The sequence below is a fragment of the Acinetobacter sp. ANC 4654 genome, assembly GCF_002135425.1.
GTDB lineage: Bacteria > Pseudomonadota > Gammaproteobacteria > Pseudomonadales > Moraxellaceae > Acinetobacter > Acinetobacter kyonggiensis.
On the sequence record NZ_NEGL01000005.1, the window covers coordinates 46,462 to 72,923 of the forward strand.

General features: G+C 37.5%; 22 protein-coding genes. 13 read left to right on the forward strand and 9 right to left on the reverse strand.

Annotation, left to right across the window (positions count from 1 at the left end; translation table 11 throughout):
* Positions 1-299: 299 nt before the first annotated feature.
* Together B9T24_RS08930 and B9T24_RS08935 are read left to right on the forward strand one after the other, a co-directional pair.
* Positions 300-1,829, forward strand: coding sequence for a hypothetical protein (locus tag B9T24_RS08930; protein ID WP_086165454.1), 1,530 nt, complete (start codon positions 300-302; stop codon positions 1,827-1,829).
* Positions 1,830-1,897: 68 nt separating this feature from the next.
* Positions 1,898-3,001, forward strand: coding sequence for a hypothetical protein (locus tag B9T24_RS08935; RefSeq protein ID WP_086165606.1), 1,104 nt, complete (start codon positions 1,898-1,900; stop codon positions 2,999-3,001).
* 111 nt (positions 3,002-3,112) lie between these two features.
* Here the strand turns inward: B9T24_RS08935 and lysS are convergent, their stop codons facing one another.
* On the reverse strand, positions 3,113-4,639 hold the full coding sequence (gene lysS, locus B9T24_RS08940; RefSeq protein WP_086165455.1) for a lysine--tRNA ligase: 1,527 nt from the start codon (positions 4,637-4,639) through the stop codon (positions 3,113-3,115).
* A gap of 323 nt (positions 4,640-4,962) precedes the next feature.
* On the opposite strand from lysS, the gene B9T24_RS08945 reads away from it, so the two are divergent.
* Positions 4,963-5,466, forward strand: coding sequence for a YqiA/YcfP family alpha/beta fold hydrolase (locus tag B9T24_RS08945; protein WP_086165456.1), 504 nt, complete (start codon positions 4,963-4,965; stop codon positions 5,464-5,466).
* Between the two features lie 43 nt (positions 5,467-5,509).
* Here B9T24_RS08945 and B9T24_RS08950 read toward each other — a convergent pair whose 3' ends face one another.
* Positions 5,510-6,052: an adenine phosphoribosyltransferase gene (locus B9T24_RS08950; protein ID WP_086165457.1), complete on the reverse strand. Its 543-nt coding sequence runs from the start codon at positions 6,050-6,052 to the stop codon at positions 5,510-5,512.
* A 520-nt stretch (positions 6,053-6,572) separates the two neighbouring features.
* Here B9T24_RS08950 and rubA point away from each other — a divergent pair.
* The 5 genes from rubA to B9T24_RS08975 all read left to right on the forward strand — a co-directional run bounded on the left by rubA (position 6,573) and on the right by B9T24_RS08975 (position 11,036).
* Positions 6,573-6,737, forward strand: coding sequence for a rubredoxin RubA (gene rubA / locus B9T24_RS08955; protein ID WP_004648213.1), 165 nt, complete (start codon positions 6,573-6,575; stop codon positions 6,735-6,737).
* 68 nt (positions 6,738-6,805) lie between these two features.
* Positions 6,806-7,984 (forward strand): NAD(P)/FAD-dependent oxidoreductase, encoded by a 1,179-nt coding sequence (locus B9T24_RS08960; protein ID WP_086165458.1) that lies wholly within the window; start codon positions 6,806-6,808, stop codon positions 7,982-7,984.
* A 56-nt stretch (positions 7,985-8,040) separates the two neighbouring features.
* Positions 8,041-8,985 (forward strand): esterase EstB, encoded by a 945-nt coding sequence (gene estB, locus B9T24_RS08965; RefSeq protein ID WP_086165459.1) that lies wholly within the window; start codon positions 8,041-8,043, stop codon positions 8,983-8,985.
* Between the two features lie 6 nt (positions 8,986-8,991).
* Positions 8,992-9,897: a LysR family transcriptional regulator OxyR gene (oxyR, locus tag B9T24_RS08970; protein WP_086165460.1), complete on the forward strand. Its 906-nt coding sequence runs from the start codon at positions 8,992-8,994 to the stop codon at positions 9,895-9,897.
* Between the two features lie 515 nt (positions 9,898-10,412).
* Positions 10,413-11,036 (forward strand): response regulator transcription factor, encoded by a 624-nt coding sequence (locus B9T24_RS08975; RefSeq protein WP_086165461.1) that lies wholly within the window; start codon positions 10,413-10,415, stop codon positions 11,034-11,036.
* A 95-nt stretch (positions 11,037-11,131) separates the two neighbouring features.
* Here B9T24_RS08975 and ppk1 read toward each other — a convergent pair whose 3' ends face one another.
* Together ppk1 and mtgA are read right to left on the reverse strand one after the other, a co-directional pair.
* Positions 11,132-13,213, reverse strand: coding sequence for a polyphosphate kinase 1 (gene ppk1 / locus B9T24_RS08980; protein ID WP_086165462.1), 2,082 nt, complete (start codon positions 13,211-13,213; stop codon positions 11,132-11,134).
* A 111-nt stretch (positions 13,214-13,324) separates the two neighbouring features.
* A complete protein-coding gene (gene mtgA, locus B9T24_RS08985; protein ID WP_086165463.1) occupies positions 13,325-13,999 on the reverse strand; it encodes a monofunctional biosynthetic peptidoglycan transglycosylase in 675 nt (224 codons plus the stop codon).
* Positions 14,000-14,078: 79 nt separating this feature from the next.
* On the opposite strand from mtgA, the gene B9T24_RS08990 reads away from it, so the two are divergent.
* Positions 14,079-14,891, forward strand: coding sequence for a rhomboid family intramembrane serine protease (locus B9T24_RS08990; RefSeq protein ID WP_086165464.1), 813 nt, complete (start codon positions 14,079-14,081; stop codon positions 14,889-14,891).
* Between the two features lie 24 nt (positions 14,892-14,915).
* Here B9T24_RS08990 and B9T24_RS08995 read toward each other — a convergent pair whose 3' ends face one another.
* Positions 14,916-17,375 (reverse strand): ABC transporter permease, encoded by a 2,460-nt coding sequence (locus tag B9T24_RS08995; RefSeq protein ID WP_086165465.1) that lies wholly within the window; start codon positions 17,373-17,375, stop codon positions 14,916-14,918.
* Position 17,376: 1 nt separating this feature from the next.
* Positions 17,377-18,105 (reverse strand): ABC transporter ATP-binding protein, encoded by a 729-nt coding sequence (locus B9T24_RS09000; RefSeq protein ID WP_086165466.1) that lies wholly within the window; start codon positions 18,103-18,105, stop codon positions 17,377-17,379.
* Between the two features lie 56 nt (positions 18,106-18,161).
* On the opposite strand from B9T24_RS09000, the gene B9T24_RS09005 reads away from it, so the two are divergent.
* Positions 18,162-18,746, forward strand: a complete 585-nt coding sequence (locus B9T24_RS09005) for an arylesterase (RefSeq protein ID WP_416224357.1) — start codon at positions 18,162-18,164, stop codon at positions 18,744-18,746.
* A 413-nt stretch (positions 18,747-19,159) separates the two neighbouring features.
* Here B9T24_RS09005 and B9T24_RS09010 read toward each other — a convergent pair whose 3' ends face one another.
* The gene (locus tag B9T24_RS09010) at positions 19,160-19,774 is read right to left on the reverse strand and encodes a carbonic anhydrase (protein WP_074944081.1); all 615 of its coding nucleotides are present in this window, start codon (positions 19,772-19,774) and stop codon (positions 19,160-19,162) included.
* 315 nt (positions 19,775-20,089) lie between these two features.
* Between B9T24_RS09010 and B9T24_RS09015 the strand changes: the two genes are divergently transcribed.
* Both B9T24_RS09015 and B9T24_RS09020 read left to right on the forward strand, forming a co-directional pair.
* A complete protein-coding gene (locus B9T24_RS09015) occupies positions 20,090-21,118 on the forward strand; it encodes an alpha/beta fold hydrolase (RefSeq protein WP_086165468.1) in 1,029 nt (342 codons plus the stop codon).
* A gap of 14 nt (positions 21,119-21,132) precedes the next feature.
* On the forward strand, positions 21,133-22,140 hold the full coding sequence (locus B9T24_RS09020) for a hypothetical protein (RefSeq protein ID WP_086165469.1): 1,008 nt from the start codon (positions 21,133-21,135) through the stop codon (positions 22,138-22,140).
* Positions 22,141-22,533: 393 nt separating this feature from the next.
* Here B9T24_RS09020 and B9T24_RS09025 read toward each other — a convergent pair whose 3' ends face one another.
* The gene (locus tag B9T24_RS09025; protein ID WP_086165470.1) at positions 22,534-24,720 is read right to left on the reverse strand and encodes a TonB-dependent siderophore receptor; all 2,187 of its coding nucleotides are present in this window, start codon (positions 24,718-24,720) and stop codon (positions 22,534-22,536) included.
* 280 nt (positions 24,721-25,000) lie between these two features.
* Positions 25,001-25,639, reverse strand: a complete 639-nt coding sequence (gene nfuA / locus B9T24_RS09030; protein ID WP_086165471.1) for a Fe-S biogenesis protein NfuA — start codon at positions 25,637-25,639, stop codon at positions 25,001-25,003.
* A gap of 158 nt (positions 25,640-25,797) precedes the next feature.
* Here nfuA and B9T24_RS09035 point away from each other — a divergent pair, with 158 nt between their 5' ends.
* Positions 25,798-26,415 (forward strand): rhomboid family intramembrane serine protease, encoded by a 618-nt coding sequence (locus B9T24_RS09035; protein WP_086165472.1) that lies wholly within the window; start codon positions 25,798-25,800, stop codon positions 26,413-26,415.
* Positions 26,416-26,462 lie beyond the last annotated feature (47 nt).

Below are 26,462 nucleotides of genomic sequence, written 5' to 3' on the forward strand. Positions count from 1 at the left end.
ATCATTCATTTTATGATGTTTTTAGTGTTTAAAGCTCTATCGAGTTTTAACATTCTCCTTAACCGAAACTGTGAAAACAGCTTCGTTGTTATACGCAATGATCACCCCAATCGTTGCGTATTTTTTTGTCTATACGATTATAACAACTACCATGTATAAACCACTTTAAAACTAAACATTTTTATTTAATATTTAGAAATTTTTTGTATATAAAATAAACTTTATTTTGTTCTTCTTTTTAAATTCTTAATTTGTTATAAATAACGAGAGCTGATTATAATTCATACGGGGTTTAAAATATGTTACTTAACAAATATATAAAATATACTTTTCTCGCAACAACGATAACAACATTACTTACTGCGTGTGCTGGTAGCGATGGTAGCAATAATAGCTCAACAACACCCTTTGCACCAAAATCAATTTCGGGGGCTGCTGTCGATTTCTATTTAAAGAATGCCACTGTAAAATTTGATGACTGTAATGGCCTGACAACCACAACAGATTTACAAGGTCAATTCTCTTTTGAGACCACTGCCGACTGTAATAACTCCGCAATTACCATTACTGGCGGTACAGATATAGGAACAGGACTTCCATTTACTGGCACACTGAAAATCAAAAAAACAGATTTACAAAACATTTCAAATAATGATTTAGTTGCGAGTCCACTTACATCACTTGAATATTATCTTGGCTCTGGTGACCTTCAGGTCGTTTTAAATAATCTCGGTCTGACCACTGTAACAGCAGCAAATATTAAGTCATACAACCCTGTCACGGATGGCAGCGCAAAAGAAATGGCGGTAATTTTCACGCTACAACAACTTGCAACTCAAATTGAAGATAACTTCCAAGCCATCAACAAAAGTGATGGCTCTGTCGCATTGACGCAAGAACAGGCTACACAAATTGCTTTTTCGACTATCGCAAGTGCATTAAAGACTCAAGGGAAAAATCTATTTAATAGTAATGGTGAACTTCAAGCAACTGCTTTAACTGACATTCTTACTGCTGCTGTAACCATGGCTGGGACAACCATCAATGATCCTAGCGTACAAATAGATCCTAATATTCAAGGTAATATCAGCGGTAATATTACCACCGTATCAACAGAGATCAATAAGATTGCACAGTCAGGTGGAAAGGGCGAGGATTTACAAGCAGCTTTAAACGTAGCGTTACAAGACCCTAACAGTCCAGCACAGGCAATTAAAGAGAGCTTAAAAACGCCAATTTATGCTGATTTTACTTTAGCAGGTTATTCATTGGCAGAACTTAAAGCATCTACTGCTGCACCATTAGCGTTAAGTCATGCAAACCTAAGTACTGCCTTGGCTGTCAACTTTAAACTCAATAATACCAAGTCTGAATTAACCGATACGATTAAATTAGGTTTTAAACTCGATGGTAGCCGTGGCGCAGCAAAAGAAAACCTAGATGTCATCATTCATAATATTCAAGTAACCTTTAAACAGGATGGTACAATACTCAGTGCTAAAATTCCGTCGAATACCAAGGTTAATATTGCTTCAACTCTTAAAGATGTAACTCAATTAGAGTTTATTACCCAAACAGATATCGTTATTAATGTCAGCAACGGTTCAATTCCGCTAGCAAGTGTTGTAAGTAGCAGTCCAACCCTACAGAAATATTATAATCTATACATTGACAAACTTGCCGTGAATGATTTAGTACAGGCATCGGCTTATGTATTACCTATCACCTATACAGTGGATCCAGCTCTTGGACTACAAAATGATACGATCAATGTGAATGGAATTCAATTCCAAGGATCAAGCTTAGTCGCTCACTTTAAACTAAATTAATCCATTCAATGCCAGCCTTCAAGCTGGCATTTTTATCTTCAGCATTTAAATATTTGTCTTTGGATTATATGAAATATCATAATTTAATTATATATACTGCATGTATATGCCCAACTGGTTTATATGCTGCACCTGAAGATCTTTTTTTACAGGCACAGAGCTTAGCAAAAGAAACCAAATCATCTTTAAAATTTACAGCAGAACTAAATGCAGTGAATGACCGCATTGACTTTCTGGATATAAGACAAAGTGAAGGCGTACAGAATAACAACGCTGGCGACTACATGGGTGCACATTTTGCCATGGAATACCAGTTTCATCCACAGTGGATTGTTGATGGATCATATTGGTACAGAGAAATTGATTATGCTCAAGACACCAATACCATTCACTCTGGCTCACTGGGGATCCGCTATTTCCCTGAGTTAAATTTAAACAAAAAAGATCGTTTTTTCATTGCTGCAACGCTATGGGGAGATCAGGCCAGTGAGCTAAATAAATCTACAGCAACCATCGTTAACCAACAAAGGCTTGAACAGCTTCAGGTCAATCAACCGCAAGACTTACAATTTCAACTCAATGGTGTTTTTTCTCGAAAGATTGACCCCATGAATCAAATCAATTTATTTGCTGGAGTCGGTTACAGCCAAGTCAAAGTAGATAGCTTAGATATTCAAGCAAAATATAAAGGTTGTTTGATGGATATCAATATTAATTCCAGTAATCAATATTCAGGAAAGTTAAATAAACCCTGCTCTATCGATAATCTATTGATCAACCAACTGAATATTTCAGGTAATGCCAGTGATTATGGCATTGAGATTCAAGATGATCTGAACTATAACGCTTATTTTACCAGCTTAGGCGGTTCATGGAACTGGAGATATCGTCAATTTGAAAGTCAGATTGCCTACCAGTATCAGCATTTATGGCGAGACAACATTGATGACCGCGTTCGTAATTTTGGTAATACGCCAGTTAACAACAATCATAGTCTTGGCCTTAAACTCAGCTACGATGTTACCCCAAAAATATCGACCTTTATGAAAGGGGAATTTTACCAACACAATTTTGTCGGAAATATACCATTTTTGTATAATGGAGTGACTGCATCGCGTTTGGATCGTCGATATGGGCTTGCTACTTTGGGGCTAACCTTTCAAGGTTTTTAACAATAGCAAAGCTAAGGATTATTTAAGATAAGATTGAGTCATGCATCACTGCATTAAGATGAAAATACCAGTCAAATCTCAACTGACTGGTATTCACTCTCATTTTAAGACTTAGTTTTTATGACGCATGTGAGGGAATAAAATCACATCACGGATACTTGCTGCATCAGCAAACAACATCACCAAACGGTCAATACCAATACCCTGACCCGCTGTTGGAGGAAGACCATATTCAAGTGCTTCAATGAAGTCAGCATCGTAATGCATTGCTTCATCATCACCTGCATCTTTCTCTTCAACTTGCGCTTGGAAACGTTCTGCTTGGTCAATTGGGTCATTTAATTCTGAGAAACCATTCGCCAATTCACGACCACCAATAAAGAACTCAAAACGATCGGTAATGTGTGCATTATGATCATTACGACGCGCCAATGGTGAAGTTTCCGCTGGATATTCGGTAATGAATGTTGGTTGGCGCAGTTTAGTTTCCACCGTTTCTTCAAATACAATGGTTTGAAGTCGACCTAAACCAAAACTCGGTTTTACTTTTTCTTTCAATTCTTCTTGAATAAATTTAGCCAAAAATTCACGGTCAGCCACATTTTCTGGCGTGAGGTTTGGATTATGTTCAAGAATGGCATCAAACATCGAAATTTTCTTAAATGGACCTTTGAAGCTAAACACTTCACCTTGATAAGGCACATCGGTCGAACCCAAAATATCGAGCGCTAATTTTTCCAGCATATTTTCAGTCAAAGCCATCAAATCTTTGTAATCTGCATACGCTTGGTAGAATTCGATCATGGTGAATTCTGGGTTATGGCGCGTCGAAACACCTTCATTACGGAAGTTACGGTTAATTTCGAATACGCGTTCAAAACCACCAACCACTAGGCGTTTTAAGTAAAGCTCAGGGGCAATACGTAAATACAATGGCATATCAAGTGCATTGTGGTGTGTTTCAAATGGACGCGCAGATGCACCACCCGGAATCACATGCATCATTGGCGTTTCAACTTCCATGAAACGCTGTTCCGTTAAAAATGCACGCATACCCGCAACAACTTTGGCACGGATTTCAAAAGTTTTACGTGTTTCGTCGTTCACCATCAAATCAAGATAACGTTTACGATACTTCATTTCGGTATCGTTTAAACCATGAAATTTATCTGGAAGTGGACGCAGTGATTTGGTTAAAAGTTCGAAGTGTTCAATATGAACATAAAGATCGCCTTTACCAGAACGACCGATATAACCTTCAACAGCAATAATATCACCAAGGTCTAAACCTTTAATGGTTGCAAGTACTTCTGGATCTAATTCTTTACGCGCAACATAAAGTTGAATACGACCAGTCATATCTTGAATCACGATGAATGAACCACGGTTCAACATCACACGACCTGCAACTTTTACATAAACTTTTTCACCAGCTTCAATTTCTTCTTTAGACTGATCTGCAAATTGATCTTGTAAATCTTGAGCGTAGTGTTCACGTTTAAAGGTGTTCGGCCAAGGGCTAGTGCCCTTTTCCTTAGCATGTTGTTCAATATGCTTTAACTTGGCATGACGCTGTGCAATTAAATCGTTTTCGGAAATTTGTTGTTCAGAAGTCGATTGAGCGTTAGGTTGCGTCATCTCTGCCTCGTATATGTGTAAAAAACGGAAGTTGCATAGCATAGCAGATTCAGTAAAAGTTTCGTATGACTTATTGCCAAACAAAAGTATTGATTTACTCAAAACAGCTTCACCACTGCCCTTTTGATTCAGAAAAACAGTTTTAGCTATTACCTTCCAATCTGAATACACACCTACGCTATTGATTCAGCCTATTTCTTAGACCAAAAGCTAACTTCTTTGTTCACCAGAGTCCCTTACAATGATTTAAGCAAAATAGTTGAAAAGGAAACTATTCAACTCTTTCTATCTTTGTAAATAAAGACAGAGTGAATGATAAAATAATGAGTACATGTACTTCAAAAATCTTATTTTTACATGGACTAGATTCTTCTCGTGAATCGACCAAATTCCATGCCATTGATGCCAACCATAAGTATTGCATTGATATCGATTATCGCAATCTTACTTTTCAGACTGTCGCCAATTTTTATCACGACATTATCGTCAAAATTAAACCTGAAATATTGGTGGGACACAGCTTAGGTGCTTATTGGGCACTCAAAATGTCAGCCTTACATAAAATTCCAGCAATTATTGCCAATCCAAGTCTCAACCCAAATTTTCGGGAAGACTACCCACCGATTGCCGAAAATGATCTAGAACATGAAATTGCTCAAATTGCTTATTTAGAGCTAGGTGATGAAGTGCTGGATATGCATGCAGTGAAAGAACAGCTTGAACCATATATGCTTGTTCAAGCTGTTGAAGGTGGACATCACCGTTTAGCCAGCCCTGAAAACTTAAATGACTTAATTCAACATTTGCAAATACATTTCTTGAAGTAAAAAAGCCTTGGATTAACCAAGGCTTTTTATCATTTATGATCGTTTATGCAACAGCTTTTTCTGGCTGACTTTTATCATCCAATACTGACCAAACCGTTAAACCTAAATCAGTATGTAGGTCAGGTAAATCTAGGAAAATACTGGCACCCAAGAGTTCATGGTTGCATTTATCCACCAATTGTTTCACTGCTTTTAAAGTACCGCCCGTTGCCAACACATCATCCACAATAATAATTTTTTGCGGCTCAATTTCAGCAGACATTTCTAAACGATCCATACCATATTCTAAGCTGTAGCCTACTCCAACCACGGGTGGCGGTAACTTACCCGCTTTACGAACCAGTAATAGACCTTTGCCTAAACGCTGTGCCAACAAGCTCGCAAGAACAAAACCACGAGCTTCAACAGCAACAAAGCTATCTACTTCTTGCAACTTTTCAGCAGGAATACTTGCAATTAACGCATCTGTTAATAGCTCAATATTTCCTATAAATAATGGTGTTAAATCAAAGAAACAAATCCCAGGTTTAGGGAAATTTTGGACAGTACGAATTTTAGACCACAAAGTTGTAGACAGATTGCTCATGGGGAGAAAAGTAATTTAAAAAGAGAATATGTCAATTTTAGCGCTTTATGCACTGAATGACCAGTAAACAACCACCCGTAAAATACAACCAAACACAAAAATAATGCATAAGTACTTAATTTTATTAAATAAATAATAGGTATAAATTTAGCCAATTCTAAAATAACAAATCGGATATTCTTTTTCTCCTCGACCTTAGTCTAGAGACTGACTTTTAAACTTAAAAAAGTGATCTAAATCTTTACATACACCTTTCATTCAGCGCTATTTAAAGGCGTATATTTAATTCATATTGTTAAACAAAAATGATATTTCAGCCTTTTTATGACAAGTTTTGTCCTCATCTGCAATTCTGCTTTCAAATTCACTCACTAAACTCAGATATTTGCTTTACATTAACGCTGGAACTGCGTAAAAATTTGCTTGAATATGTACATTGAAAGTCATATCACTAGAGTCAAGCTGTATATGGATTTTTACTGACTTCACTTTTTAAAAAGTCAGTGCTTTGGAGAGTCAAATGAAAAAGTATCAATGCATCGTTTGTGGATGGATTTATAACGAAGCTGAAGGTTGGCCACAAGATGGTATTGTCGCAGGCACGAAATGGGAAGACATCCCAGATGATTGGACATGTCCGGATTGTGGTGTATCAAAAGTTGATTTTGAAATGATTGAAATCTAATCATTGATACAAAAGACCATAGCGCATGGTCTTTTTTACATCTTTTAGAAAACCGTTTGGAGAAAACTATGCACCCTATCGTCATCATTGGTTCAGGTATGGCCGGTTATACCGCAGCACGTGAGTTTCGCAAGCTAAATCCCGAGCATGAACTGGTCATGATTTGTGCAGATGATGCGGTAAACTATGCTAAACCCACGCTGTCAAATGCTTTGGTTGGTAACAAAGCACCAGAACAAATCGCTTTGGGTGATGCCATTAAAATGAGTGCCCAACTACAGATGCGTATTGAAGCACATACTTGGGTCAAAGAAATTCAGTCCGAACAACATCAACTCATTTTAGAAAAAGAGGGGCAACAAAGTACTCAGCCCTACTCAAAATTGGTTCTCGCTGTTGGCGCAAATCCAGTTCGCTTAGCCATTGCTGGTGATGGTAGTGATGACATTCATGTGGTTAACAATTTGAATGACTACAAAACTTTCCGTAAAAATTTGGCTATACGTCAAGACAAACGTGTCGTGATTTTAGGTGCAGGTCTGATTGGCTGTGAATTTGCCAATGACTTACAAAACACTGAACATCAAGTCACTGTGATTGATTTAGCAGCTCAACCTTTAGGACGTCTCATTCCTGAATATGTTGCATCTTCGTTCCAAGAAAAATTAGAAAATATTGGCATTCACTTTGTATTGGGGACAACGGTTGAAAAAGTCACCAAAGTTGAAAATGGCGACTATCAAATTACTCTAGCCAATGGTCAGTCTGTCATTGCAGACATTGTCCTTTCTGCAATTGGTTTGCAACCCAACGTAGAATTAGCCAAAGCGACCAAGATTACATGTAGCCGTGGAATCTTGACCAATGGTCTTTTAGAAACCAATCAAGCCGATATTTATGCAATTGGGGACTGTGCAGAAGTCAATGGTCTACTGCTACCTTACGTGATGCCAATCATGCAACAAGCCCGCGCTTTAGCAAAAACCTTAAATGGTGACAACACTCATGTTCACTATCCTGCAATGCCTGTTGCCGTTAAAACACCTACTGCACCACTGACTGTACTTCCAGCACCAATTGACGTAGATGTCACGTGGGAGACAGAAGAACTAGAAGATGGCATGATTGCAAAAGCTTTCGATAATCAAAATACCTTACGTGGTTTTGTACTCTTGGGTGCAACTGCGGCAAAACAACGTTTAAGCCTAACTAAATTAGTACCTGACTTGATTCCTGTAGCAGTTTAAGGTTTTAATATAAAGGATGTTTTTTCAAAAAAATGTCCTTTTTTAGGAAAATAACAATGAATAGCGCACTCACATTCACGGGCTCTCCATATACTTCGTTTATGCATGAAACCAAAGTCACTTTAAGCAATGGTATTGAGCTGCATGTCGAAATAGGTGGAAAGCCTGAACATCCTGCAATCATGCTGATTATGGGTTTAGGTGCGCAACTGTTATTCTGGCCTGATTTTTTCTGTAAATCACTTATAGACCAAGGTTATCGAGTCATTCGTTTTGACAACCGAGATATTGGGTTGTCTTCAAAAATTCGTCATTCAGGTCCACGACTCAATACATTAAAACTCATGGGTCGCTTTGCTTTAGGTTTAGAAAACCAAGGCGCACCCTATAATTTATATGATATGGCAGAAGATGCTGCATTGTTAATTGATCATTTAGAACTTGATAATGTCTCGGTGCTCGGAGCTTCAATGGGGGGAATGATTGCGCAAATTCTGGCAGCAAAACACCCTCAAAAAGTAAGCAACCTAGGGCTAATGTTTACCAGTAACAATCAACCCTTACTCCCCCCCCCCTTTCCAAAACAACTTTTTAGTCTGATTGGTAAACCTGAATCTACCGACGAAGATGGTATTGTGAATCATAGTGTAAAAGTATTTAATATTATTGGTTCACCCGGATATATCAACCAAATTGAAATTATTCAGACCGCACGCAAGTTATATCAACGAAGTTATTATCCAGCGGGTGTACTTCAACAATTTTTAGCAATATTATGTACGGGTTCTTTGCTACAATTGGGTAAGCAAATTCAGCAACCGACCCTCGTGGTACATGGCTCTCGGGATCGTTTAATTCCACCGAGTCATGGCAAAGCCGTTGCAAAGGCAATTACAGATGCTAAGTTTGAATTAATTGATGGAATGGGGCATGATATGCCTCCGCATTTTATTCCATATCTTAGCGGATTATTTGCTGATCACTTTAAATCAAAACATTAGGACACTATGGCTGCATTACCATCTTTAAGACAGCTGTCATATCTCGTTACACTGTCTGAAACGCTGCATTTTACTGAAGCTGCGCGTCGTTCATTTGTGACCCAATCGACTTTGTCAGGCGGGATCATGGAGTTAGAGCGCTTGTTAGGTGGAGTACTCGTTGAACGCGACCGCCAAAATGTACGTTTAACTCCGCTAGGCGAGCAGGTTGTTGCCCGAGCCCGTGTTCTATTGGCAGATGCACAAGACTTGATGCGTTTAAGTCGTGAGATGAGCGAGCCTTTAACTGGTGATTTACATTTGGGAATCATCCCAACCATTGCACCTTTTATTTTATCGAAACTTTTAGATGAAGTTCATAAACAACTTCCTAAAATTCAATTGCATTTGCACGAAGCACAAAGTGAAAAAATCGTCGAAAAACTAGAACATGGCAATCTCGATATGATTGTTTTGGCTCTACCTTTTGATACGCGTGGCTTAAAAGTTGCTGAAATCGCAAAAGAAAACCTTTATTTGGTCTGTAATAAATTAGACCAAAATGCGAATAATGCAAACTCTTTAGATGACTTAGATCTATCGCGTTTAGTCTTGCTTGAAGAAGGTCATTGTCTACGTAATCATGCTTTGAGTGCTTGTCCAATTGGCGAACGTAAAAATGATCATCGCTTAAAAGCAAGTTCATTGCCAACATTAGTAGAAATGGTTTCTTCAGATTTAGGTTTTACCCTACTTCCTGAAATTGCAATTCATACCAATATGATTAAAGCAAATCCAGATTTAGTGGTCAAAGCGATTGAGGCAGCACCAAGTCGTACCCTTGCATTGGTCACGCGTAAAAGCACCCCATTGCAAAGTGAATTTGATGTGCTGTTGCAAATTTTTCAAAAAATCACCAAAAATCTTCACTAAAAAACCATCTATATATTAAAAGGAGCAATCGCTCCTTTTTTTATGTTCAATTTTTTATACTCCATATTCACCTAACGCAAATCAATTCATGGAATGCAAACTTAAAACATTTTTCATATTTTTTTAAATAAAAAAATGGCTTATCTATACAGATAAGCCATTCAAGATAAAAACAGATTATGACTCAATAGAGCAATAAAATATTAGATTCCCGATAAGTTGAAGTACTACTAATTAGCCAGACTAATAAGAAGTGCTGTCATAGTAGAAGGTTCAATCTGTTTTTTGTATCCCCATAAATAGGGATTTTTTCATTGCCCAAAAGCACTCTGCTGCAAACAAAAATAATTTAAAATAAAAACACAATAAATATACATTTTTTAAATATGTATTATTCAACAAATACTTAAGTTTACCTCAAACCTTATAAATTACCAATTTCTTGGGATAGCGCTTTCATTCACTTTATAGCAAAGTGACTCAATAAAATAGAAAACCATTGTGAGAAATACCTAGTGGGTGAACTAACATTACCTGTTCCTATTATGATGATAAAAGATCAACCCACTTTTAATCATCTATCCGAAAATATTCTCATGCGATTAGGTTATCCGGCAGAATTAATGATTCATACTGATAATCTGATTGAAGCTGAACAATTATTGCAACAACATTTACCCAATTTAATCTTGATTGATTTATATCTTAATCAATCAGAAAAAACTTCATTTATAAGAAGAATAAAAAAGATTCATCCAGATGCATATATTATTGTGGTCTTAGCCCAGCACGAGACCTCTTTACTGTTTGCTGCAATTCAAGCGGGTGTACAAGGCTATATTTTTTATGAACATACTGAAGCAAAAATTTTCAGCCACATTAAAACTATTCTACGTGGCGGCGCGCCCATTCATTACGCTTTAGCGCAATATATTTTGTCACATCAACTTGGCATTAATAAAACCCAAACAACAACTGAAAGAAACCAACCCATACACCTAACAGCGATTGAAAATGACATTTTGACTTTAATATCAGAGGGACTGAGCCCACAACAAATTGCACAACAGCTTACTGTGCCCTTATATAAGATTGAAGGTCATATTAAAAATATTTATCAAAAAATTACCTGTTTATAGCATGAGATATCCCGAATTCCCTTTTATCTCAAAAGTAGTATCGAGATAAAATAAAAGAGTCCGAAGACTCCTTTATTTTAGGACTTACGAGTAAATTATTTAATTAAGCCTAGTAATATTCTTTGCGCATTATGTGGCGCTTGACCTGACGCAACATGAGCACGTACCCACGTTCCATCTCCTTGCAACAACCATGCTTGTTGGTTATCTTGTAAATAAGTCAATAAACCTTGCTGATAAATACGTTTTTTCAGCGCTGGATCTTCAATTGGGAAACATGCCTCAACACGATTAAATAAATTACGATCCATCCAATCGGCACTTGAGCAGTAAATTCGAGCATTGCCATTATTACCAAAGTAATAAACACGGGTATGCTCTAAGAAACGTCCGACAATTGAACGCACTCGAATATTTTCTGAAAGCCCCGGCAAACCCGGACGCAAACAACAAATAGAGCGAATAATTAAATCAATTTGTACGCCTGCTTGAGATGCTTCATACAACTTGTTAATCAGCTGCATTTCAGTTAAAGCATTCACTTTGACAATAATTTGTGCAGACTTACCTGCTTTAGCATTGGCAATTTCTTCATCAATATAGTTCACAAGTTGCGCATGTAAGGTAAATGGCGCATGCAGAAGTTTCTTTAACTTCGCCATTTTCCCCATACCTGTCAATTCTTGAAAAATACGATGTACATCTTCACATAGCTCTTTATCTGTGGTGAGCAACCCATAGTCAGTATAAATACGCGCATTGCCCGCGTGATAGTTACCTGTACCTAGATGCACATAACGCACGAGCTTGTTATTTTCACGGCGTACCACCAAAATCATTTTGGCATGGGTTTTATAACCCACAATGCCATAGACCACCACAGCACCCGCTTCTTGCAGTACATTTGCCACTTCAATATTTGACTCTTCATCAAAACGGGCACGTAATTCAATGACTGCGGTGACTTCTTTACCATTGCGCGCGGCTTCTGCCAACACTTGTACAATTTCAGAATCGGGACCACTACGGTACAAAGTTTGCTTAATCGCAAGCACTTGCGGATCACGTGCAGCTTCACGCAATAAATTAATCACAGGTGCAAATGATTCAAATGGGTGATGTAACAGAATGTCTTGTTTCTGCATAGCAGAAAAAATATTTTCAGATTTTTTCAGAACTTTTGGAATAATGGGTGTATGTGAATCATAACGTAAATGTGGACGTTTAAAATTCGAAAGTAATCGTGCAAGATTAACTGGGCCATCCACTTTATAAAGTTGCTCTTTTTCAAGATCAAATTCATCGAGTAAATATTCATAAATATGTTCAGGACAATTGTGGGTCACTTCTAAACGTACCGCACGACCAAAACGGCGTGAGTTCAATTCGCCTTTCAATGCTTTGGCTAAGTCTTCAACATCTTCATTTAATGCCAAATCTGCATTACGTGTTACGCGAAATTGATAGCAACCTGTCGCAGTCATACCCGGGAATAAGTCGGACACATGTTCATGAATGATGGCAGACAACATAACATGATGTTCTTTGCCATCGGTTAGCTCATCAGGTAAACGTACCACGCGAGGTAATGAACGCGGTGCTGGAACAACAGCTAAATCAATTTGACGACCAAAGGCATCTTTCCCTTCCAAAGTCACAATAAAGTTTAAACTTTTATTCACCAAACGCGGAAATGGATGAGCTGGATCAAGGCTAATTGGGGTCAGAACAGGGGCAACTTGTTCTTGGAAATACTTTTTAATCCAAGCAGACTGAGCAGGTGTAAGCTCACCACGACGTAAAAAACAAATGTCTTCTTCACGTAATTTAGGCAAAATTGCTTCATTTAAAATACGGTATTGGCGTTCAATTGCTGCGTGTGCTGTTTTAGAAATAGTATCTAGCACTTGTTTTGGGGTTAAACCATCAGGGCTGCGACTTTCATTGCCTAAATCAAGTTGCTCCATCAAACCAGCAAAACGAATTTCAAAAAATTCATCCAGATTACGGGAAAAAATAAGCAAAAAATTCATGCGATCAAGCAAAGGATGCAGAGGATCAACCGCCTGTTCTAATACACGAAGATGAAAATCTAGAATAGAAAGTTCACGGTTAATATAGCGATCATTATATGTATATTCTATTTGTGTAGGAGATGGGTCTGCTGCAGTATTCATACCTAACCTATGCATATTTTAAAGTAATTCGTATTTACTTAAGTATGCTTCAAAATTGTGACAATTTCATAAAAAAAAGCCCAATAATTTGGGCTTTTTTACAGTAAAGAATTAAGGAATATGGCTATAACGCATATATTTTTGAATCATCCGTTTACGATACTTTAATTTCCGATCTTCACGATGGTCTTGATAATATTTTGGATTCGGTAAAATCGCGGCTAAGAAAGCGGCTTGTTCACGCGATAAGTTTTTCGAACTTTTACCAAAATAATGCTGTGTTGCTGCTTCCACACCATAAATATTTTCACCAAACTCAACTGAATTTAAATATACTTCTAAAATCCGTTCTTTTGACCAGACCCGCTCCATCATCCACGTGGCAACCGCTTCTTGACCTTTACGCAAAAATGAACGCTTATTGTATAAAAATAGATTTTTTGCCAATTGCTGTGAAATCGTTGAACCACCTGCAACCACTTTACCTTTATCTTTATTACGCTCTAAGGCGAATTGCATACCCGCCCAATCGAAACCGTTGTGTTGTAAAAATTTGCCATCTTCTGCTGCAACCACCGCATGTTTCAAATAGTCACTGATTTGATCATAATCACGCCATTCATGTTTAATTGGCTTAGACGGTTCAGACCAATAATCTATCCGCATCATCATGGTGGTTTCAACCGGATGAGTTCGCCACCAAACCAGACTCGCAAAAATCCAAAGTTGTACTAAAAGTACCAAACTGACAAGTATTAACAAACTACGAACAATAAAAGCTTTCATGTCAGTGAGTTACTCCAAAATATCTATTTTTTCATGCTAAGCTTGAAGCTAAATATAGCAAAGATTATAAAAGAATAGCATGGCTGAACTTTCACCTCCCTCAATTCGAAGTAAACCCGAGGTTCACCTTTGGTGGCTGACTGCACTTTTTATTGCCATTAATGTCAGTTTATTTCTCTGGCAAGTGCTCACAGGGGTAAATATTAGCAGTCCCAGTCTTGTCGATGCTATTCATTGGGGCGCTGATTATGCACCTTTAACCTTTTTAGAGGAACCCATCCGCCTGTTTACCAGCATGTTTTTTCATTTTGGCTTAATCCATCTCATGCTAAACATGTGGGCACTCTATATTTTTGGCAGTGTCGCTGAGCAACTTTTCGGTCGATTCTATTATTTAGGTGTGTATATTTTTGCAGGTCTTATGGGCAGCTTGCTCAGTGGTTTCATCGACATCCAAAATACCTTCGAACTACTTCAAACCCAAAACCCTGAACTTTTTCCAACCGTCAGTGCGGGTGCTTCTGGTGCCGTGATGGGCATTGGTGGTGCATTGACGGTTTTATCTTTATTTCCTGTTTTACCCAAGCAACGCTTTATTTTAGATAAAAAAACTTTGGTCATGGTCATGGGCATTAACTTATTGATTGGCTTCACCATGCCCGGAATTAATAATGCAGCCCATATTGGCGGTATGCTGATGGGCGCTGTATTGGCAATTATTTGGTATATGGGACAACGGATACATAAACCGAATTTGGGTATTTATATCGGCTTAGCTGTGGGTGCAGTAACCTGTTATTTATTTTATGATTACTGCATGCAACAAGTTCAAATCCTTGAACCCATTTGGCGCCAAATTCTTGCTGCTATGCGCGCACAACTTCATTTCTAAGCGGCATAAATCAGATAAGAGAGATCATTGATTGATCTCTCTTAAACTTTGTAAAGGTGGAATATCACACAGGTAACTTAAGCGATAACGTCCAATCAAGGCACACAGTAAGGTCATGACAATCGGTAAAATCAACCAAATTTCCCCATGTGCCTGAATTGCCAAATTCATTTTATAGCTCGCAATTGCACTAATTACTTCTGCAAACAGACAAGAAACCACACCCGCCACAAATCCAATAAAACCAATCTCCACGCTCATCATTTGTTTTAACTTTTGTTTCGAACTACCAAATGAACGTAACAAAGCCACTTCACGTTTACGTTCATCCATCAATAAATTCAAGCAAGCAATAAGCACTAAAACACCTGATACACTCACCAATAACGCCAGAATGGTAATAATTTGCACCAGCACATTCACCAAGCGTTTGACTTCATCCAAAATCAAACTAACATCAATAAAAACAGTATTGGAAAATTGCTGAATCACCGAAACCAATTGCTTTTTATCCTGCTCTGGCACATAAAAACTGCCTAAATAACTGCCTGCATTTTCATCCATGGTTTTGGGTGCAAAAATAAAGAAAAAATTAGGACTAAAGCTTTCCCATTCCACACTACGCAAGTTAATGACTTTGGCGTGAACCAAACCTTCTGGCAAGCTAAAGGTCAGCCGATCACCGATTTTAATCCCCAGTTCTTCCGCAGTTTTGACTTCAACAGACACATCACCAACCTGTTTTAATGCTGCGCTGCCCTGCACTATTTTATTGTCAGTCGGATATTCTGCGGTTTGGGTTAAATTTAATTCACGGCGTAAAGAGTTATTGCTTTTCAGCAATTGCTCTGCAAAGGGCTGATCATTTTTCGCCACCAATCGCCCACGGATATTGGGATATAATGGTGTACTCTGCCAACCCTGTTGTTCAAGCTGGGCTTTGAATACAGGCATATCAAATGGTGGTAAACCATAAACAAATTGATTGGGTGTACCTTCAGGTAATTGTTGCTGCCAACGCTCCAGTAAATCCGTTCGCAGCACCGCCAATACGGTAATTAAACTTAGACCCAGTGCCAAAGCAGTAATTTGAAAAGCCGTTTGATAAGGCGCACGCACATAAGCTGAAATGGATATTTTTAAGCTTTTGATGAATTTCAGCCCGCCCCAAATTAGCAAATACAGCACAGTACACAATAAAATAATCGCACCAATCACCCAAGCAGTGAGCACAATATTTTCAGTTAGCACAATACTAAACAGCACCAAACTTGCCGTGCCCATTAATAGCATCCATAACATCGACTGCACCGTTTTTTCTTGCTGACGAATGACACGAATAGGCGGTGTATTCAACAGTTGCCATAAACTTGGCACAATAAATCCGAGTAACACTACCGCGCTGGTGAGCATTGCGATAGGCAGTGGCCCAAGCAACAAATCCAACACAGAAAATTGAATGTGCAGATGTGGAATCAACTGTAGCATCAGTTGCAATAAGCCATAGCCGAGTGAAACTCCCGCTAAACTGCCAATCGCCATTGCCACCATTAAAACCACACTCAATAAAGCCAAATATGCGTTAAGAATCTGAGCCTTTGTTGCGCCAATACAACGCATAAGCGCAATATAGTCCTGATTTTGTTGTACATAGCGCTGACTGGTTAAGGCAATGGCAATACCACACAACAAAATAGTCAAAATATTGGTCAGTTGTAAGAAGGTATCTAAATTGGCAATCGGCTTCATTAAACGCGTATTGCCTTCGCTGGCATTGCGTAACCTCAGGCTGGTTTGTTCATTTGCGCTTGGTGTTTGAACACCTTGCTGCAATTTGAAATTTTGTTCAAATTTCTTGGTTTGCTCTGCCGTACCCGCAATCAATAAACGATATTCAACCCGACTCCCCACTTGAATGGCATGGGTTCGAGCAACATCAGCTTGGGAAATAATTACGGTAGGCGAAAAACCTGAAAAACCCAATTCCTGATTGGAATCATGGGCAATTTGAGCCGTGACTTTAAAGCTTGCATCGGCAATATTGACCGTATCCCCCACTTTAACATGCAATAAATCCAGAGCACGAACGCTGAGCCAAACCTCTCCTGCTTGAATTTTGTCTGCTGTTGGCACAACACGAATGTCTCCACGTAACGGAAAGGCATCATCAATGGCTTTGACATTCACCATCACAAATTGCTCATGGGTATGTGCCATTGAACTAAATGTGGTGACTTTAGATTGTTGTAACGTGAGTTGGTTGGCTTGGTCTTGCCACTTTTTTTCCAGTGGCTGATTATCTGTCAGAACCAAATCCGCTGCTAACATTTCTGCGGCTTGTAGTGCCACGGCATTTTGAATTTGTTCATTGCTAAATTTTAGTGCTGTGGTTGCACTAATTGCCAAAACCAGCGCAATAATCAGTAAGTAAACACCGCTACTTTTAAAACTTTGTTTGAGTAACGGTTGAAAGAGAGGGTTCATTTCAGTCCTCACCGTTACGATGTTCAATTACATGTCCATCTAACAATTCAAAATGACGCTGGCATTGTTCAGCCAGTTTTGGATCATGCGTCACCAAAACCAAGGTTGTCCCCAATTCACGATTCAGCTGAAATAATAATTGCTCAATCTCTTGGGCTGTTTGTGTGTCTAAATTACCTGTCGGTTCATCGGCAAAAATAATTTGTGGATCACTAATCAAAGCCCGTGCAATCGCAACTCGTTGCTGCTCACCACCAGAAAGGACTTTGGGCGTTTGTGTCGCTTGTCGTTCTAAACCCACTTTTGTCAGCAATGCCAAGGCTTTTTTTTCAGCTGCTGCAAAATTAAAATTCTTTTGTAAGCGCAGTGGCAACATCACATTTTCAACCGCAGTTAAATGCGGTAGCAATTGAAAAGATTGAAAAACAAATCCAATATGTTTTAAACGTACCAAAGCACGTTGTTCTTCGTTTAATTCAGCAATCGATTCTCCACAAACTGTTAATTTTCCTGCACTGGCTTGATCCAACGTCGCCAAAATTCCAAGCAAGGTCGATTTTCCTGAACCCGAACGCCCCGTAATTGCCACTTGCTCACCCGCATAAATTTCAAAATTTAAATTTTCAAAAATGCGTAGTTCTTTTTGTGCAATTTTGATCTTTTGTGTCAGTTGCTGGGCAGAAATAATCACTTGTGGCATGATGCAATGATCATGAGTAACTTGGGTCATAATATCTCTATATGCAAAATCGCAATTTAAAAATTCGTGGAATTTCTTACTTGGCGATGTTCAGCCTGTGTCTTATTCCAGCCGTGGTTTCTGCTAAAACCATTATGATTGTGGGGGACAGTATTAGCGCAGCATATGGCATGCAAGCAGAACAAGGTTGGGTCTATTTATTACAAAAGCGTTTAGACCAACAGTATCCGAAAAAACATAAAGTGGTCAATGCCAGTGTGAGTGGTGAAACCAGCAGTGGTGCTGTAGCGCGTTTACCTAAATTATTAAACACCTATAAACCGCATATTGTGGTGATTGAATTGGGTGGAAATGATGGTTTACGTGGTCAATCGCCACTTTTGATTCAAAAGAACCTCGCCAATTTAATTCAACAAAGTCAGCAAGCCAAAGCGACGGTGGTTGTTTTGGGCATGAAAATTCCACCCAATTACGGCACGGCTTATAGTCAAGCTTTTGAAAAAAATTACAGTATTGTCAGCCAACAATACAAAGTGAAATTGATGCCCTTCTTTTTAACAGGAATTGCTGGCAATAAAAACCTGATGCAATCTGATCTGGTTCACCCGAATGCAAAAGCGCAAAGCATTTTACTGAACAATGCTTATCCCTATATAAAAGGCGCTTTATAAACTAATGCTAGTCAGTTAAGAAAATGACTGGCATTTTTTATTTTGAATCCATAATTTTATTTGATACACGGAAACGTCATTCGCAACTGTCTGAGGCAGGACTACATTGGCAATATATTGTTTTTGCAATTTTTTTGTTAATTTTCGGTAGTTAGCGAGTTTTGCGATGAGAATAGTTTTAAATAAATTATTTAAAACTATTCTCAAGATGCTTTTCTTACGAACTCAAAATATATTTTGAGGATTCTCATTTTGGCTAAACAAAAGAACAAACGAGCTCCAAAAATTGGATTTAAAACAATAAGACTCTGTCGTGAATAACTAAAAAGTTAAGGCGTTCATTGTAAAACCCCTTAACTGATCAGCATTAGCTTATAAAGCGCCTTTTATGAATCATTGAAATTTATTTGATTTTAAAAATCAAAGAATAAAACTTCACCTGTTTCTAAAGAATACTCTGCACCAACCACTTTTAACTTACCTTTAGCAATCAAGCTTTCCAGTACAGCAGAACCATGACGCAACTGATTCACAGATGCAAAAACATTTGATCGTACCGCATGTTTGCATAGTTTAGCCAAATCATCCTTCAATTCTGTCTGCAACAAGGTTTCAACCGATGGGCGCACACGGTTTACAATTGACATTAAGTTTTGTGATGGTGGACTGGCAGGGTTCATCAATGTATCAATCGTGGCTTGAATAGCACCACAATGACTGTGACCTAAAACTACGACCACTGCGCAATCATAACGTTCAGCAGCAAATTCAACACTACCAACCTGAGAAGGTGCAACCACATTGCCTGCGACGCGAATCACAAATAAATCACCCAGCCCCTGATCAAAGACCATTTCAGCAGGAACACGAGAGTCTGAGCAGCCTAAAACAATAGCAAACGGGTTTTGGTCTCCCGCCATTTCTGCACGTTCCTGATGGCTCAGTTGTTTATGATGGGTCGTCTCGCCAGATACAAAACGTTGGTTACCAATTTTAAGACGTTCTAAAGCTTCTTGAGCTGTTAGCATTTCTTTCCCACCAGAATGTTTTGAAGTTACAACATTTTAATCGCTGTGAAAATGAAAGTCACTTGCAAAAAGAATGACTGTTTAGTTTATACCGATGTTACAAAATATTTTATTTCACATGAAAAATGAATCCAGTTCACACTTCTAAGCTTTCGAGCTACCCAATTCAACAAACAATACAGTGACATTTTCTTTAAAATACTTACAATAAGCTATAGACATTTCTAGAAAAATAAAATGCAGTCTAAATTTAGATTATTTTTATCATATCCTCTATAAATATTATCGTCATGAACACATTAAGGATAATGATCAATGATACAGACACACTCGATTTTATCTCGCATCTTAAGCACGATGTGTTTAGCACTTGCAGTCAGTGTGCCTCATTTTTCATATGCAGCAACAAATAAGACGACAGATGAACCTCTTTCTTTACAGAGTTATTTCGCCAAAGAACGTCAGGCAGCAGGCTTACGCAGTAAAACTATAAAAATTGATGACATTACTTGGAGCTATAGCGAAGGGGGTTCCAGCAATAAACCCGCAGTATTACTCATTCATGGCTTGGCAGGAAATCGCGACAATTGGAATGGCGTAGCACATTTTTTAACGCCTTATTATCATGTAATTATTCCAGACCTGCCAAGCAATGGCGAAACCAAAGTTGCAGATAATTTTGATCTCTCTGTGCCCAATGTCACGGAACGCTTACGTCGTTTTGTTGAAGCGATTAATATCGAAACCAAACTGAATATTGCAGGACACTCACTGGGCGGATCAATTGCAACCATCTATGCCTCACAGTATCCCTTCGATACTCAAAGTTTATTTTTACTCAATAGCGCAGGCATTTATAAAAAAGCCAATACAGCCTATACCAAAGATCCTTATTTTTTAAAAAATTTGATTGTTTCTAAACCGGGTGATTTAGAAGATGTACTCAGTCAAGTTATGCAAACACCACCTGAACTACCGCTTTACTTTAAAAAAGCACAAGAAAAAATGCTGATTTCGCAATCTTCACAAACCCGTAAAATGATTGATCAAATCGTGACACTCAATCGTATTTACACCCCTGAATCCTTTGCCCGTCTGACCCGTACCATTGAAGCACCGACACTGATTCTTTGGGGCAAGCAAGATAAAATTATTAATGTTGAAGCAGCAAGTGAATTACAATCTTTATTGAAGCGTGCAGAAACGCCTGTGATTTTAAACAATGTCGGTCATATGCCGATTTTAGAAGCAGAACAACAAGTGGCTTTACACTATTTACCTTTTCTAGCAAAAACCCAAAAGCTAAAGAACCCACTTGCTGATAAACTCATTCCTTTAAATTAGCTTGCAGAGACAGTATGCAGAAACACCCGATGATTGAGCAATTAATAGATGCTCATCTTGACTTTTTAGAACAAGAGTTTTCGCATGCTGCCACCATTCAAAGCGAATTTCTAAATTTTTATCATTGGTTTAGAAAACAAACCTTACAGAAAATTTGGTCATTTGAACACATCAATGCCCTGTTACAAAAGCAAATTTTAGCCACACCTGCCAGTCCTGTTCTCATTGAGCAAATTGCTGAACATCTTCGTTTTGCTTTAATTCATCCTGCCAATGAAAACACGCTAATTGCCGATGTAATCCCTGTACTCACCGTCGATAAAATTGCCCAATATGTGGCAAGTAAAAGTATTCATCGTCAACGTTTAATTAAAACTGTGGTGAATAGCCCTGCCTTTTCAGCCATGATTACCCAATTAATTCAGCACTCTATTCAAGATTATTTAGATAATTCTGTCATGGCTAAACGCATGCCGGGTATGTCTAGTTTTATGAAAATGGGCAAATCTGTTTTAGAGACGGTCACAGATTCCAATTTAAATGACACCATCGGACATTATTTACAAAAAAATATTTTGAAACTGAGCCAAATGAGTGAGCATGTGCTCAATCAACATTTTGATAATGACAAGCTGTATCACTTTCAGGCCAATCTTTGGCATAAAATCAAAGATTGGCCTTTAAGCGTCTTGAAGAACTATATTGAAATTCAAGACCTTCCCAATACTGTCAATTTAGGGCATGAAATTTGGGATCATATCCGTCAAACAGAATATTTAAAACAACAGGTTCATGATGGTGTTTATGCTTGGTATGTACGTAATCAAGAACGTAGTTTTGACCTATTACTTCGTGATTTAAATATTGATGAAGCGCTGATTCAACAAGAATTACAGCATTTATTAGCCCCTGTAATGCAAAATTTGGTTTCCTCTGAATATTTACGTGAACGTGCCAGAGCCTATTTAGAGAAATTTTATTATGCTGAAACAGCGCAGAAAATTTTAAATATTCAGGCATGAAAAAAGCCGCTTGTAACCACCAACTCTTCACAATTTAAAACAAGAGTGACCTCAATTGAGGTCACTCTTGTTTTGACTAAAAATAAGACTTTAAATAAGACTTTAAATAACTTTTTCTCAAACAAATTAATGTATGCAAGACATAATCATTTTTGAATTGTTCAACTGAATGATTCTATCTTTTTACAGCAATAACTTTCATACTGACAAGCCACTTCGGGGCTTAAATGAATCACAAATCAAATTTTTAAACTATGAAATTTGCATGCGATTAATCTATTCACACAGCGTGTAGCAAAAGCAATATATTTCCACTCAAAAAACATATAAAAATTAAACGAAATTCATAAACTATTACTACTCTAGATCATGTTCAAAAATATTTTTATACAATTAGAAAGAAGTTTTAATTGAAGCATAATAAGCTCGACCAGGTTCATTATAAGTCTGACTATCTGAATTACTATCACGTAAAATTTGTTTATCAAACAAATTACTCACACCTATAGTAAGTTTTAAATGGTCATTGTGTTTATAACCCATATTAATTCCTGTAATACTATAACTTTTTACAGATTCAGGATTTATACCATTATTCTGTTCAGTATTACTTTTTGCAAACTGGCGTGGTTTTTGACGACCATATTGTGTAAATACAAAGTTGGTATCAAATTGATCATTAATTTCATAATTAAAAATAGAATTAATGGTGTAATTCGGAATAATTGATAAAGGATTACCTGTTTTTTTATCCTTTGAATCCATCATATAAGTAAAATTATTGGTCCAGTTAATACGATCAAAGTTAAGGCTAAGGCTTCCTTCTAAACCTTGAACAAGTGCTTTAGGTGTATTTTCCCATTGTAAAATATTATAAATACCAATCGTATTTAAAACTGTAGTGCCTGAAGTGATTTTATCTTCATAGTCATTTCTGAACCACGCTAAACTTGCATTCACATTATCTTTATCGAACTGGATACCTAGTTCTTTATTAACAGATGTTTCAGGTTTTAAATTTGGATTTCCTAATAAATAACAATTTGATAGTGCAACGCCATTTGATTGAATTGGACAACCATTTCCTCGAGTAGAAAGTAAATAGCCCTCAGCATTTTGATACATATTTGGTGCTTTATAAGCTTTTGCAATGCCACCTTTTAATGTGAAATAATCACCAAGTTTTTGCGTAATATTTAGACCAGGACTCCAATTATCACCTGATTTATTGTGATCATCAAAACGTACTGTCCATGCTAAATCAGTACTATCTGTTAAATGCATATTATCTTCAATATATACAGAATATATATTAGAAGACATTTTTGAACGATTACCTGAAACTAATTGTCCAGTTGCATCTGCCTGCCTTGTTGATGAAGAATCTTTAAATTTATCTTCAACCAATTCTGTACCTAAAGTTAATACTTGTGGTACATAAAAATCGAATGGAATATTCACTTCACTAGATAATCTTAATGTATTTAATAAAGATGTTTGTTTATCAGTAAGTGTATTGATACTTCCTTCTGTACTACCAGCAAGACCTTCTAAATAACGTTTATTTCTAGTTTTGTCATATTGTGCAATAAACTTACTATCCCCCCAATCCCACTCTCCTTCATGAGTCAAGGCATAACCATCTTTATACATTGTATTCGTTTCAGTGCCGAGTAATTCTTTTAATATATTATTTGCATTTGCATCTGAACTGTACTGTGAATCACCTGCAAAAACATTCCCTTGACGGCTTGCAGTAATATCTAAAGTTAACGCCTGATTATCTGTAACTTGCCAACCTAAACGAGCACCAATATCTTTGTTTTTGACCCCCTCTCGTCCAGCAGCGGTACTACCAATAGAGTTATTTATATTCCAGTCATCACTCTCTGTTTTATTGAAATTACCATATAAACGATAAGATAAAATATCTTTGATAATTGGACCACTTACATTAAAGCCAACTCGATTAGATTCACCTTCTTTAGAATCCTCAGGTTGATTGGTATATAGATCAATAGAACCATGTAATTCATTCGTAATTTTTTTTGTTTTAATATTTACCACACCACCAGCAGCACCTGATCCATATCTGGCAGCGGCAGGTCCTCGAATAACTTCAATAGACTCTATTGCATCAACTGGAACCCAATTTGAGTCCCCTCTTGTATCACGCTCACCACCCCACCCATATCGAACTGAATTTCGTGAGTTAATTGGTTTTCCATCAATCAGAATTAAGGTGTTTTCTGGTCCCATACCACGAATATCAATTTGACGATTGTTTCCTCGTACACCACTTGAACTATTTCCTGTTAAGTTAACACCTGGCATACGTCGAACATATTCAGAAATATCATTGACAACAGGCAGTCTATCTAAATCTTCTTCTGTAATAACAGAAGCACCCAATGATTGTTTCAACTGTTCTTCAGCCGTTACAACTATAGTTTGTAACTTTATTGGTTCTTGAATTTGATTTTCACTTGAAGTCTCTTGTGAATCAGCAGCATGCGTAGCGCCTATCATAAAGGAGAATATTGTCAGAGATAATGCAGATCGAATAATATGCTTGGTCATTCAAGGTCCCCAAGTGGTAAATAGTGGATAAGTATTGCAATTTTCGTTGCACAGTGTAACAAAAAGTAGTCACATTGCAATCGATATTGATAATAATTATCATTATACTTTCTATTTATTGATGGATTTTAAACAAAATTAGCGATTTTCATCATCAATTTAAATTTGACCTATATGTTCTCTGCACAATCTAAAACTGAGTTCAGCTCAAAAAATTATGCTTATTTTCTGCATAAAAAAACCTCCATAATTGGAGGTTTTCCTAAACTTATTTCAAAAATTATTTAAAATAAGCACCCTCTGCCTGAGTATGATCCGTTTGGTCAACCACACGAGATAATTCAGGAATATGCTGTTTCAAGGTCGTTTCAACACCTTGTTTGAGTGTGACATCAATGGCTGAACAGCCTTGGCAACCACCACCAAATTTCAATACAGCCGTTAAACCATGTTCTTCATCTTCAATAATTTCAACTAAAGCACAGTTACCACCATGTCCAGCAAGACCGGGGTTAATTTCGGCTTGTAATACATAGCTAATACGCTCTTCCATTGAAGCATCTGCGCCCACACGTGGCACTTTTGAATTAGGTGCACGGAACGTCAATTGCCCACCAAAACGGTCTTTATTGTAATCAATCACAGCATCTAGCAAATATGGGATAGATGGCGCGTCAATATAAGCCGCAAAATTTGGATAATCTTGTTTATAGTCTGTAGGAATAATTTCTTCAGGCGCACTATATGCCATACAACATTCAGCACGTGGCGTACCAGGATTTTCCACAAAAACACGTACAGCAATGCCTGGTGTATTTTGTTTTTCAAGTAAATCAAACAAATACTCTTGTGCTGTTGGCGTAATCAATAAATTTGGAATTTCTTCTGCAACTGCAGCGCTGATGTTCTCAGTCGACATAATAATATTTCCTCAAGCTGAAGTGGCTATTTTAACTGAAGATGCGGGGTAATAAAAAAAAATCAACTAAAATTGTCGGAATTATTATAAAATTTCATCTTAGCCCTTCATTTAATGGCATTATTAAAGCAAATATCTAAAAGCTGAACCTTCACTTTATGCTAGATTTACCTTTTAACCATACTGTTAGCTTGATCCTCATTACAGTGGTTGTTTCACTGATTGCATTTTCAAATCAGAAAGTCATGAGCCGCCTTATTTTTTGGCCACCTGCAATGCAACGTGGGCAATATGATCGCTTTGTTACTCATGGTTTTGTACATGCAGATGGCGCACACCTAATCTTCAATATGATTACGCTGTTCTTTTTTGGCAGTGTCATTGAAAGTTTTTATCGACAGTATTTTTTTGATCTTGGCTTTGTTTTGTTTTATTTAGGCGGTCTAATTGTCGCAATTATTCCCAGTTATTTAAAACATAAAAATGACCATCGCTGGGCCAGCTTAGGTGCTTCTGGTGCAGTTTCAGCAGTCTTGTTTGCTTATATTTTATTTGAACCGTGGAAACTAATTTTTGTTTTCTTTATTCCAGTGCCTGCAATTATTTTTGCCATTTTATATATTGGCTATAGTATTTGGTCTGGCAAACGTGGCAATTCGAACATCAACCATAGTGCCCATTTATGGGGAGCAGCTTACGGTGTGATCATGACCATCATTATAGAACCACGTGTGCTTCCACACTTTTTAAATAAGCTGATGCAACTTCCTTTCTAAAATTTATGCTTTATTTATCAATATTCAAGGACGTTAAATTGCAACGT

What these genes read in the sequence shown, in the direction of transcription:
- B9T24_RS08930 (WP_086165454.1), top strand. Translation starts at nt 300, where the DNA reads ATGTTACTTAACAAATATATAAAATATACTTTTCTCGCAACAACGATA.
- B9T24_RS08935 (WP_086165606.1), top strand. Translation starts at nt 1,898, where the DNA reads ATGAAATATCATAATTTAATTATATATACTGCATGTATATGCCCAACT.
- lysS (WP_086165455.1), bottom strand. Translation starts at nt 4,639, where the DNA reads ATGACGCAACCTAACGCTCAATCGACTTCTGAACAACAAATTTCCGAA.
- B9T24_RS08945 (WP_086165456.1), top strand. Translation starts at nt 4,963, where the DNA reads ATGAGTACATGTACTTCAAAAATCTTATTTTTACATGGACTAGATTCT.
- B9T24_RS08950 (WP_086165457.1), bottom strand. Translation starts at nt 6,052, where the DNA reads ATGAGCAATCTGTCTACAACTTTGTGGTCTAAAATTCGTACTGTCCAA.
- rubA (WP_004648213.1), top strand. Translation starts at nt 6,573, where the DNA reads ATGAAAAAGTATCAATGCATCGTTTGTGGATGGATTTATAACGAAGCT.
- B9T24_RS08960 (WP_086165458.1), top strand. Translation starts at nt 6,806, where the DNA reads ATGCACCCTATCGTCATCATTGGTTCAGGTATGGCCGGTTATACCGCA.
- estB (WP_086165459.1), top strand. Translation starts at nt 8,041, where the DNA reads ATGAATAGCGCACTCACATTCACGGGCTCTCCATATACTTCGTTTATG.
- oxyR (WP_086165460.1), top strand. Translation starts at nt 8,992, where the DNA reads ATGGCTGCATTACCATCTTTAAGACAGCTGTCATATCTCGTTACACTG.
- ppk1 (WP_086165462.1), bottom strand. Translation starts at nt 13,213, where the DNA reads ATGAATACTGCAGCAGACCCATCTCCTACACAAATAGAATATACATAT.
- mtgA (WP_086165463.1), bottom strand. Translation starts at nt 13,999, where the DNA reads ATGAAAGCTTTTATTGTTCGTAGTTTGTTAATACTTGTCAGTTTGGTA.
- B9T24_RS08990 (WP_086165464.1), top strand. Translation starts at nt 14,079, where the DNA reads ATGGCTGAACTTTCACCTCCCTCAATTCGAAGTAAACCCGAGGTTCAC.
- B9T24_RS08995 (WP_086165465.1), bottom strand. Translation starts at nt 17,375, where the DNA reads ATGAACCCTCTCTTTCAACCGTTACTCAAACAAAGTTTTAAAAGTAGC.
- B9T24_RS09000 (WP_086165466.1), bottom strand. Translation starts at nt 18,105, where the DNA reads ATGACCCAAGTTACTCATGATCATTGCATCATGCCACAAGTGATTATT.
- B9T24_RS09005 (WP_416224357.1), top strand. Translation starts at nt 18,162, where the DNA reads ATGTTCAGCCTGTGTCTTATTCCAGCCGTGGTTTCTGCTAAAACCATT.
- B9T24_RS09010 (WP_074944081.1), bottom strand. Translation starts at nt 19,774, where the DNA reads ATGCTAACAGCTCAAGAAGCTTTAGAACGTCTTAAAATTGGTAACCAA.
- B9T24_RS09015 (WP_086165468.1), top strand. Translation starts at nt 20,090, where the DNA reads ATGATACAGACACACTCGATTTTATCTCGCATCTTAAGCACGATGTGT.
- B9T24_RS09020 (WP_086165469.1), top strand. Translation starts at nt 21,133, where the DNA reads ATGCAGAAACACCCGATGATTGAGCAATTAATAGATGCTCATCTTGAC.
- B9T24_RS09025 (WP_086165470.1), bottom strand. Translation starts at nt 24,720, where the DNA reads ATGACCAAGCATATTATTCGATCTGCATTATCTCTGACAATATTCTCC.
- nfuA (WP_086165471.1), bottom strand. Translation starts at nt 25,639, where the DNA reads ATGTCGACTGAGAACATCAGCGCTGCAGTTGCAGAAGAAATTCCAAAT.
- B9T24_RS09035 (WP_086165472.1), top strand. Translation starts at nt 25,798, where the DNA reads ATGCTAGATTTACCTTTTAACCATACTGTTAGCTTGATCCTCATTACA.